Source organism: Streptomyces sp. NPDC006385 (genome assembly GCF_040612485.1).
Taxonomy (GTDB): Bacteria; Actinomycetota; Actinomycetes; order Streptomycetales; family Streptomycetaceae; genus Streptomyces.
The window spans coordinates 19,505-28,977 of sequence record NZ_JBEXQG010000095.1 but is presented as its reverse complement, the minus strand read 5'-3'; the positions used below and the strand labels follow the sequence as shown (position 1 = coordinate 28,977).

The following is a 9,473-nucleotide window of genomic DNA, read 5'->3' as shown; positions in this document are numbered from 1 at the left end:
CTGGAAGATCATCTGGATCTCGGAGCGGACCGGGGCCAGCTGCTTGCGGCTCGCGTGCGTGATGTCCTGCCCGCGGTACGAGATCCTGCCGCCCGACGGTTCCAGCAGCCGGGTGATCAGCCGGCCCGTGGTCGACTTGCCGCAGCCCGACTCGCCGACCAGACCGAGGGATTCGCCCTCGGCCACCTGGAAGTCGAGACCGTCCACGGCCTTGACGGCGCCGACCGTGCGTTTGATCGGGAAGCCGCCCTTGATCGGGAAGTGCTTGGTCAGACCGCTGACGTCCAGGAGCGGTTGCGCGTTGCTCATGATGGTGAAGTCCCGTCTCGTGTACGTCAGTCAGTGCCGTGAGGCGGCGAAGTCGGCGAAGAGGTCCCCCCGCTGTTCCTTGGGGAGGTGGCAGGCGGAGCCCCGGCCGTCCACCACGTCCAGCAGCGGCCGCTCCGTGGAGCACAGCCCGCCCGCGACCTTCTCGGTGAAGGTGCACCGCGGGTGGAAACGGCAGCCGGAGGGCGGGTTGAGCAGCGAGGGCGGCGAGCCCGGGATCGGGGTCAGCGGTACGTCGACCGCTCCTTCGAGGCTCGGCATGGAGCTCAGCAGGCCCAGCGTGTAGGGGTGCTGGGGGTTGCTCAGCACTTCCTTCTTGGTGCCCCGTTCCACGCACCGGCCGCCGTACATCACCAGCACGTCGTCCGCGATGTCGGCGATGACGCCGAGGTCGTGCGTGATGAAGACGATGGCGGTGCCGAACTCCTGCTGGAGCTCCTTGAGGAGGTCCAGGATCTGGGCCTGGACGGTGACGTCCAGGGCGGTGGTCGGCTCGTCGGCGATCAGCAGTTCGGGGTCGCAGACCAGCGCCATCGCGATCATCGCGCGCTGGCGCATACCGCCGGAGAACTGGTGCGGGTAGTCGTCCACCCGGACGTCCGGCTGGGGGATGCCCACCCGGCGCAGCATCTCGATCGCCCGCGTCCGGGCCTCCTTCTTGGAGGCACCGGTGTGCTTGCGGTACGTCTCGCCGATCTGCGTGCCGACGGTGTGGTACGGCGACAGCGAGGCCAGCGCGTCCTGGAAGATCATGGCCATCTTGTTGCCGCGCAGCCGCTCTAGCTCCTTCTCGGAGGCGGTGAGCAGTTCCTTGCCGTCGAGCAGGATCTCACCGTCGATCATGGTGCGGTGCCGGTCGTGCAGGCCGAGGATCGTCAGGTTGGTGACCGACTTGCCGGAGCCCGACTCGCCCACGATGCCGAGCGTCTGCCCCTTGGCGAGGTCGAAGCTGAGCCCGTCGACGGCCTTGACGATGCCGTCCTCGGTGGAGAAGTGGACCTGTAGGTCCTTGACGGAGAGGAAGGGCTGCTGGTCGCTGCTCGTCACGGGGACGCTCCTGAGGGGTGATGCGGGAGATCGCCGGGTGGGGCGGTGGGAGGAACGGGGCTGGGGCGGAGGTCAGGCGAGCCGGATCCGCGGGTCGATGAGGGCGTAGACGGCGTCCACGATGATGTTGAACATCACGATCGCGCCGGCCGCCAGCAGGGTCACCCCGAGCAGCATCGGCAGGTCGCTCTGGTCCACGGACTTCACCGCGAGCCGGCCGATGCCCTGGAGGCTGAAGGTCGACTCGGTGATGATGGCACCGCCGATCAGCGTACCCAGGTCGATGCCGAAGACCGTGACGATGGGGCCCATCGCGCCACGCCAGGCGAACCGGAAGAACACGTTCGACCGGGACAGGCCCTTGGCCCGGGCCGTACGGACGTAGTCCTCGCTCAGTTGCTCGACCAGCTGGGAGCGGGTCATACGGGTGTAGTTGGCGGTGAAGATGATCGCGAGGACCAGCCAGGGCAGCAGGAGGCCGGAGAACCAGGCGGCCGGGTTCTCGGTCAGGGGGGTGTACTGCGGCTGGTCGAGCCAACCCAGCTGCGCGACGAAGAAGAACATCGCGATGTAGCCGACGAAGTAGATCTGGAGCGAGGAGCCGAGCAGCGACGCCGAGCTGGCGAACTTGTCCAGGAAGCGGCCCTGCTTGAGGGCCGCGAGCATGCCCGCGCCGATACCGAGGATCAGGAAGACGATGGCCGCGCCGAAGGCGAGCGAGAGGGTCGTCGGCAGGCGGTCCATGATCGTCTCGAAGACGGGCTCACGGTTGGCGAAGGAGTACCCGAGACAAGGGGCGTTGCAGTAGTCGTAGCCGGGGTAGTTCCGTCCGGCGAAGATGCCGACGAGCCACAGCCAGTACTGAACCGGGATCGGCTTGTCGATGCCCAGGTTCTTCCGGATCTGCTCGAGGGCCTCAGGCGTGCAGTTCTTGCCGCAGGACATCATGGCGGGGTCACGCGGCACGGCGTAGAAAAGCCAGAAGGTGATGGCGCTGATGATCAACAAAATGACCAGCGCGCCGGTTACTCGGCGGACAAGGAAGCGGAACATGAGGCGTGACTTTCCGGACGGGGCGCCGTCGCCGGGAGGGAAGTAGAGGGGGGTGGGCCGCAGGGGCGGCCATGCGGGATGGCCGCCCCCGACGAGTCGTGCTGCTTACTTCTTGGCGTAGAGCTTGCAGAGCGCGACGCAGGTGTTGGCGCCGTCCCAGATGACGTTGCCGACCTTGGAGCCGTACAGGTAGTTGCGGATCTTGTGGTAGTCCGGAACGACCGCGGCCAGCTCGTTGACCATCTTGTCGATGTTGCCCCAGGCCTTGTTGGCCTCGTCCACGTCCGCGATCTTGGAGGCAGCGTCGATCGCCTTGTTGACGCCCGGGTCGTTCAGCTGCGCGTAGTTGTTGCGGCCGTCGCCGATGTTCTTGCCGCTCCAGCAGGGGTAGAAGACCGAGTAGCCGTTCGGCCAGTCCGGGCTCCAGCCGGCCGCGAACAGGTCGAAGTCGTTGTCGATCTTGCCGATCTGCGTGTAGAAGGTCGACTTGTCGACCTGCTTGTTGACGACCGTGAAGCCGGCCGCCTCGAGGGCGTTCTTGATGGCGACGGCGGTCTTCACCGCGGTGTCCGACTGCTGGTAGGCGATGACCAGCTTCTGGCCGAGCTTGCCGGCCTCCTTCAGCAGGGCCTTGGCCTTCTCCGGCTGGCCACCCGGGTGCTTGTCGACGCCGTACAGGTCGAACTTGGTGTAGCCGGGGGTCACCGGGGCGAGGATCGTGGTGGCGATCTCGGTGGTGGCCTTGCCGCCGCTGATGGTCTGGATCTGCTGGTGCGGCCAGGCGTAGTTGATGGCCTGGCGGACCTTGACGTCCTTGATGCGGGTGGTGTTGATCGGCCAGTAGTAGGTGGCCGTGTCGACCGAGGTGAGGACGCGCTTCTTCAGCTCGGCGTTGGTGAGGACCTGGGCGACGCGCTCGGGTGCGACCTCGTTGAAGATCGGCACCGCGTACTGGTCGTTGCCCTTGTCCGCGATCCAGCGGTCGGTCGACGCGACCAGCTCGTAGCCCATCTGGAAGACGTACTTGTCCGGGTAGGCGTTGCGGATCGAGTCCGTCTTCGGGTCCCAGTGCTCGTTGCGCACGTAGGTCAGCGTCTTGCCGATGTTACGCTCGTCGATCTTGTAGGGGCCGCAGGAGAACGGACGCTTGTCGTACTTCTCCTTGGTGTCGTGCTTCTTGGGCACCAGGGAGTAACCACGCATCGCGAGCGTGTAGTTGAAGTCGGTGCGGGCCTCGTTGAGACGGAAGGTGATCGTCTTGCCGTCGATCTCGATGGAGTCGAGGCTCTTGCCGTCGAACGGACCCTTGTACTTCTCGCCGCCCTCGAGCCAGTTCTGGACGTAGCGGGGGCCCTCGGTGATGAAGGTGGCGAAGAGACGCTCGAAGGTGTGGCGGACGTCCTCCATGGAGACGTCCGAGCCGTCCTCCCACTTCAGGCCGTCCTTCAGGGTGAAGGACCAGGTCTTGCCGCCGTCCTTCATGGTGCCGGCGTCCGTGGCGGCGTCGCCGACCAGGACGGCGGCGCCCTTCTCGTCCAGCTTGTAGCCGGTCAGACCGCGCATGATCGGGACGGTGATGGCGCCCTCGGTCGAGTTGTAGATCTGCGCCGGGTCCATGTGGTCCATGTCGAACTGCTGGAGCGAGTAGATCGTCCCGCCCTTGACCGCGCCCTTGACCTCGGGAGCCGGACCGGTCGAGTCGGCCTTGGTGCCGACCGGGATGTCGATCGTCTTGGAGCCGCTGACCTTGGGGGCGTCGTTCTGCCCGCCGCCGCCCTCGTTGCCGCTGCTGCAGGCGCTCAGCACCGAGGTCGACGCCGCGGCGACGCCGGTGGCGATGAGGAAGTTTCTACGCGAGAAGGACATGGCTTCCTGCCTTGGAAAGTGGGAGTGATGAGAGAGATTCCGGCACCCCGGCTCCTTTGCCGAGGCCCTGAAAAGCCGGAGTCAGCGCTTGGACTTCGGGTCGAGTGCGTCACGCACCGAGTCGCCGAGCAGGTTGAACGCGAGCACGAAGATCACCATGGACATGCCCGGGAAGAGCATGAAGGTGATGTCTTCGGTGTAGAACATGGCGCCGCGCTGGATCATGACGCCCCAGTCCGGGGTCGGGTCGATCATGCCGACACCCAGGAAGGCGAGACCCGCCTCAGCGGTGACGAACGCCGGGAGCATCAGCGTGGACTGGATGATGATCGGCGTCCACAGGTTGGGCAGCAGTTCCTTGAAGACGATACGCCGCGGTGACGCGCCCGTGACCTTGGCCGCCTCGACGAACTCCCGTTCGCGCAGGCCGAGAACCTGGCCGCGCAGCAGACGGGCGATGGAGGCCCAGCCGAAGGCGGCGAGGACGATGATCAGGCCGGTGGCCCGCAGCCAGGTCGGGATGTCCTCGTCGGGAGCGATGAAGAGTCCGTACACGACCGGCATGAAGGCGATGAAGAAGAGGGTGGACGGGAACGACAGGAGGATGTCGATGACCCGGCCGACCAGGTAGTCCGTCTTGCCGCCGAGGTAGCCCGCCGTGACGCCGATGACCACACCGAGGAACACGGTGAGCAAGGTGGCCGCGAGGGCGATGCCCAGCGAGGTGCGGATGGCGTAGAGCAGGAAGGTGAAGACGTCACGCCCGAGCTGCGGCTCGATGCCGAACCAGAACTCCGAGCTGATACCGCCGTTCGGACCCGCCGGGTACGAGAAGGCGTTGAGCAGCTCCGGCCGCTGGCTCGCGTAGGTCGTGTACGGATCCTTGCCGTACAGCTTCGCGATGAGCGGAGCGGCGAGCGCGATCACGAAGAAGAAGATCACGATGTACGCCGATATGACGCCCGTGCGGTCCCGCTTGAAGCGGTTCCACGCCAGCCGTCCAGGCGAGCGGCTCTCGTTGCCCTTAGGGGTGGAGGGCGAAGGCGACTTGTCGATGCTTTCGTCAGTCGCCTCAAGCGGGGCAGCCGCGGATGGAGTTGGGGGGGTCATGGTGCTCCTGGCCCAAGGGAGGGTCTGATGACTCCGCAGGGCACGCTCCCCTACGGGCTACGCCGGACTTTTTCAACGCAATTCATTCAAGGTCAATAAATTCTCGGCCGACTTGGTTGTCTCTTTACGTTCTTTACCCTGTCTTGACCATTCCGTAGCTACGCGGGTAGCGCAACGTGATCGAGTCGTGCCTTGACTCGGACTAACTGGACTAATCAGGCAATGAGTTCGATATGCGGACGCTCCTGTGTCGAAATGTGTACATCCAGGGGTCCCAACAAAACGGTTCGGCATCGGATCGAGAAGATCCATTGCGCGGTGCGTCGAAGATCCATCGGTTTGTGCGGGAGGGGTGAGGGGAGAAGTCCGTTTCGCCGCTTGGACGGGTGTCGCGCGGGTTCGTGCATCAGGGTGGCGTGTCGCCCCATTGGTCGAAGTCCATGTGCAATATGTGCCTTTTGACTGGATATTCCCGGTAAGGGATCCATGTCAGAGGAGGCACTCCATGCGCGGAGCCACGCACGCCGGATGGGCCGCATGCGCGGTGGCGGTTTCGCTCGCGGCGACGGCCTGTGGAGGCGGTGCCGACAGCGGTGCCGAGAGCGGCGCGGTGCTCAGCTCCTCGTGGACCGATCCGCAGAACCCCCTGGAGCCGGCCAACACCAACGAGGTGCAGGGCGGCAAGGTGCTGTCCATGATCTTCCGGGGGCTGAAGCAGTACGACCCGAAGACGGGCGAGGCCGAGGACATGCTCGCCGAGCGGATCGAGACCTCCGACTCGCAGAACTACACCATCACGATCAAGGACGGCTGGACCTTCAGCAACGGCGAGAAGGTCACCGCCAAGTCCTTCGTGGACGCCTGGAACTACGGGGCGAACCTCAAGAACAACCAGAAGAACGCCTACTTCTTCGGCTACATCGAGGGCTACGACCAGGTCCACCCGGAGAAGGGCCCGCAGACCGCCCAGACGATGTCCGGGCTGAAGGTGGTCGACGACCGGACCTTCACCGTCAGGCTCAGCCAGAAGTTCTCCAGCTTCCCCGACACCCTCGGCTACAACGCCTTCGTCCCGCTGCCGCGGGCGTTCTTCGACGACCACGCGAGCTGGCTGGCCCAGCCCATCGGCAACGGGCCGTACACCGTGGAGTCGTACACCAAGGGCTCCGAGATGCGCCTGGCGAAGTGGGACGCCTACCCTGGCGAGGACGCGGCCCAGAACGGCGGCGTCACCCTGAAGGTCTACACGGACAACAACACGGCCTACACCGACCTCATGGCCGGCAACCTCGACCTCGTCGACGACGTACCGGCCCAGCAGCTCAAGAACGTCCGGAACGACCTCGGCGACCGCTACCTCAACACCCCGGCCGGCATCATCCAGACCATCTCCTTCCCCTACTACGACAAGAACTGGAACAAGCCCGGCTCGGACAAGATCCGCAAGGGGCTGTCCCGGGCGATCGACCGCGAACAGATCACCGACACCATCTTCCAGAAGACCCGCACCCCGGCGACCGACTGGACCTCACCCGTCCTCGGTGAGGACGGCGGCTACAAGGAGGGGCTGTGCGGTGAGTGGTGCGAGTACGACGCCGACGACGCGAAGAAGCTGATCGAGGAGGGCGGCGGGCTGCCCGGCGGCCAGGTGAAGATCACGTACAACGCGGACACCGGCTCCCACAAGCTGTGGGTGGACGCCGTCTGCAACTCCATCAACAACGCCCTGGACAACGACCGTGCCTGCGTCGGCAACCCGATGGGCACCTTCGCCGACTTCCGCAGCCGGACCTCGACCCAGAAGCTCTCCGGTCCCTTCCGGGCGGGCTGGCAGATGGACTACCCGCTGATCCAGAACTTCCTCCAGCCGCTCTACTACACGGGCGCCTCCTCCAACGACGGCAAGTGGTCCAACAAGAAGTTCGACGACCTCGTGGACCGGGCGAACGCCGAGACCGACGCCGCGAAGGCCGTCGAGACCCTCCAGAAGGCCGAGGAGGTCGTCCGGGACAACATGGCGGCCATCCCGCTCTGGTACCAGAACGGCAGCGCCGGCTGGTCGGACCGGTTGTCGAACGTGGCCCTCAACCCGTTCAGCGTGCCGGTCTACAACGAGATCAAGGTCGGCTGAGCCCGCCATGGGGCGGTACGTCGTCCGGCGCCTGCTGCAGATGGTCCCGGTGTTCATCGGGTCGACCCTGCTGATCTTCCTCATGGTGAACGTGATGGGCGACCCCATCGCGGGCCTGTGCGGCGACCGGCAGTGCGACCCGGCGACGGCCGCCCAGCTCAGGAAGGAGTTCGGCCTCGACAAGCCCGTGTGGCAGCAGTACCTGACCTACATGGGGAACGTCTTCACCGGAGACTTCGGTACGGCGTTCAACGGCCAGGAAGTCACCGAGCTGATGTCGACGGCCTTCCCGGTCACCATCCGGCTCACCATCGTGGCGATCCTCTTCGAGATCGTCATCGGCATCACCCTGGGGGTCGTCACCGGCCTGCGCCGCGGCCGCCCCGTCGACACCGGCGTCCTCCTGGTCACCCTCGTCGTGATCTCCGTCCCCACCTTCGTCACCGGCCTGCTGCTCCAGCTGCTGCTCGGCGTCGAGTGGGCCTGGATCCGGCCGTCCGTCTCCACGGACGCCCCCTTCGACGAACTGATCGTCCCCGGCCTCGTCCTCGCCTCGGTGTCCCTCGCGTACGTCACCCGCCTGACCCGCACCTCCATCGCGGAGAACCGGCGCTCCGACTACGTCCGTACGGCCGTCGCCAAGGGACTGCCGAGGCACCGCGTGGTCACCCGGCACCTCCTGCGCAACTCCCTCATCCCCGTCGTCACCTTCATCGGCGCCGACATCGGCTTCCTGATGGGCGGCGCGATCGTCACCGAGCGGATCTTCAACATCCATGGCGTCGGCTACCAGCTCTACCAGGGCATCCTGCGCCAGAACACCCAGACGGTCGTCGGCTTCGTGACGGTCCTGGTCCTCGTCTTCCTCCTCTGCAACCTGGTCGTCGACCTCCTGTACGCCGTGCTCGACCCGAGGATCCGCTATGCCTGACCAGTCGTTCCAGTCCGACGGCGCGATCGCCGGCACCGGTATGGGAGGCGCCATGGACCTGGCCGCGACCGAGGCGGAGACGCTGGAGAAACGGCCGTCCGCGGCCGCCGGGGGAGGGGCGCCGGGAGGACCGGACGGGACGGCGGCGGGGGGCAGACCCAGGTCCCTGTGGTCCGACGCCTGGCGCGACCTGCGCCGCAACCCCGTCTTCATCGTCTCGGGGCTGATCATCCTGTTCCTGGTCTTCATCTCCCTGTGGCCCTCGGCGATCGCCTCCGGCAGCCCCCTCAAGTGCGACCTCGCCAAGGCCCAGCAGGGCTCCTCTCCCGGCCATCCCTTCGGTTACGACGGCCAGGGCTGCGACGTCTACACGCGCACGGTCTACGGGGCCCGCACGTCCGTCGCGGTCGGCGTCCTCGCCACGCTCGGGGTGGCGATCCTCGGCTCGGTACTGGGCGCGCTCGCCGGCTTCTTCGGTGGGCTGTCGGACTCGCTCCTCTCCCGCGTCACCGACGTCTTCTTCGCCATCCCGGTGATCCTCGGCGGATTGGTCCTGCTCTCGGTGGTGACCAGCAACAGCGTCTGGCCGGTCATCGGCTTCATCGTGCTGCTCGGCTGGCCGCAGATCTCCCGCATCGCCCGCGGCGCCGTCATCACCGCCAAGGAGAACGACTACGTGCAGGCCGCCCGGGCCCTGGGCGCCTCCGACTCCCGCATCCTGCTCCGCCACATCGCGCCCAACGCCGTCGCCCCGGTGATCGTGGTGGCGACCATCGCGCTCGGCACCTACATCGCCCTGGAGGCGACCCTGTCCTACCTCGGCGTAGGACTGAAACCCCCGAGCGTCTCCTGGGGCATCGACATCTCCGCGGCCTCCCCGTACATCCGCAACGCCCCCCACGCCCTCCTCTGGCCCTCAGGCGCCCTCGCCATCACGGTCCTGGCCTTCATCATGCTGGGCGACGCGGTCCGCGACGCCCTCGATCCGAAGCTGAGGTGAGGCGGCGT

8 protein-coding genes are annotated in these 9,473 nt (G+C 66.3%); 3 read left to right on the top strand and 5 right to left on the bottom strand.

Annotated features, from left to right (window positions below):
- The 5 genes from ABZ078_RS39920 to ABZ078_RS39900 all read right to left on the bottom strand — a co-directional run.
- Positions 1-309, bottom strand: a 309-nt coding sequence (locus ABZ078_RS39920; protein ID WP_356583443.1) for an ATP-binding cassette domain-containing protein, incomplete at its 3' end; no start/stop codon positions are given.
- Between the two features lie 30 nt (positions 310-339).
- On the bottom strand, positions 340-1,374 hold the full coding sequence (locus tag ABZ078_RS39915) for an ABC transporter ATP-binding protein (RefSeq protein ID WP_356583442.1): 1,035 nt from the start codon (positions 1,372-1,374) through the stop codon (positions 340-342).
- 72 nt (positions 1,375-1,446) lie between these two features.
- On the bottom strand, positions 1,447-2,427 hold the full coding sequence (locus tag ABZ078_RS39910) for an ABC transporter permease (RefSeq protein WP_356583441.1): 981 nt from the start codon (positions 2,425-2,427) through the stop codon (positions 1,447-1,449).
- A gap of 105 nt (positions 2,428-2,532) precedes the next feature.
- The gene (locus tag ABZ078_RS39905) at positions 2,533-4,293 is read right to left on the bottom strand and encodes an ABC transporter substrate-binding protein (RefSeq protein WP_356583440.1); all 1,761 of its coding nucleotides are present in this window, start codon (positions 4,291-4,293) and stop codon (positions 2,533-2,535) included.
- 81 nt (positions 4,294-4,374) lie between these two features.
- Complete coding sequence (locus ABZ078_RS39900) at positions 4,375-5,403, bottom strand: ABC transporter permease (protein ID WP_356583439.1); 1,029 nt, start codon at positions 5,401-5,403, stop codon at positions 4,375-4,377.
- Positions 5,404-5,908: 505 nt separating this feature from the next.
- Between ABZ078_RS39900 and ABZ078_RS39895 the strand changes: the two genes are divergently transcribed.
- From ABZ078_RS39895 to ABZ078_RS39885, 3 genes are read left to right on the top strand one after another with little or no spacing between them, the layout of a single operon-like run.
- The gene (locus ABZ078_RS39895) at positions 5,909-7,534 is read left to right on the top strand and encodes an ABC transporter substrate-binding protein (RefSeq protein WP_356583438.1); all 1,626 of its coding nucleotides are present in this window, start codon (positions 5,909-5,911) and stop codon (positions 7,532-7,534) included.
- 7 nt (positions 7,535-7,541) lie between these two features.
- On the top strand, positions 7,542-8,465 hold the full coding sequence (locus tag ABZ078_RS39890) for an ABC transporter permease (RefSeq protein WP_356583437.1): 924 nt from the start codon (positions 7,542-7,544) through the stop codon (positions 8,463-8,465).
- Positions 8,458-9,465: an ABC transporter permease gene (locus ABZ078_RS39885; RefSeq protein WP_356583436.1), complete on the top strand. Its 1,008-nt coding sequence runs from the start codon at positions 8,458-8,460 to the stop codon at positions 9,463-9,465. The genes ABZ078_RS39890 and ABZ078_RS39885 overlap by 8 nt, the downstream gene beginning before the upstream one ends.
- The last annotated feature ends 8 nt before the right edge of the window (positions 9,466-9,473 follow it).

Excerpts from the sequence above, each read along its gene's own strand:
- ABZ078_RS39905 (WP_356583440.1), bottom strand. The coding sequence starts at position 4,293 with ATGTCCTTCTCGCGTAGAAACTTCCTCATCGCCACCGGCGTCGCCGCG.
- ABZ078_RS39885 (WP_356583436.1), top strand. The coding sequence starts at position 8,458 with ATGCCTGACCAGTCGTTCCAGTCCGACGGCGCGATCGCCGGCACCGGT.
- ABZ078_RS39890 (WP_356583437.1), top strand. The coding sequence starts at position 7,542 with ATGGGGCGGTACGTCGTCCGGCGCCTGCTGCAGATGGTCCCGGTGTTC.
- ABZ078_RS39910 (WP_356583441.1), bottom strand. The coding sequence starts at position 2,427 with ATGTTCCGCTTCCTTGTCCGCCGAGTAACCGGCGCGCTGGTCATTTTG.
- ABZ078_RS39895 (WP_356583438.1), top strand. The coding sequence starts at position 5,909 with ATGCGCGGAGCCACGCACGCCGGATGGGCCGCATGCGCGGTGGCGGTT.
- ABZ078_RS39900 (WP_356583439.1), bottom strand. The coding sequence starts at position 5,403 with ATGACCCCCCCAACTCCATCCGCGGCTGCCCCGCTTGAGGCGACTGAC.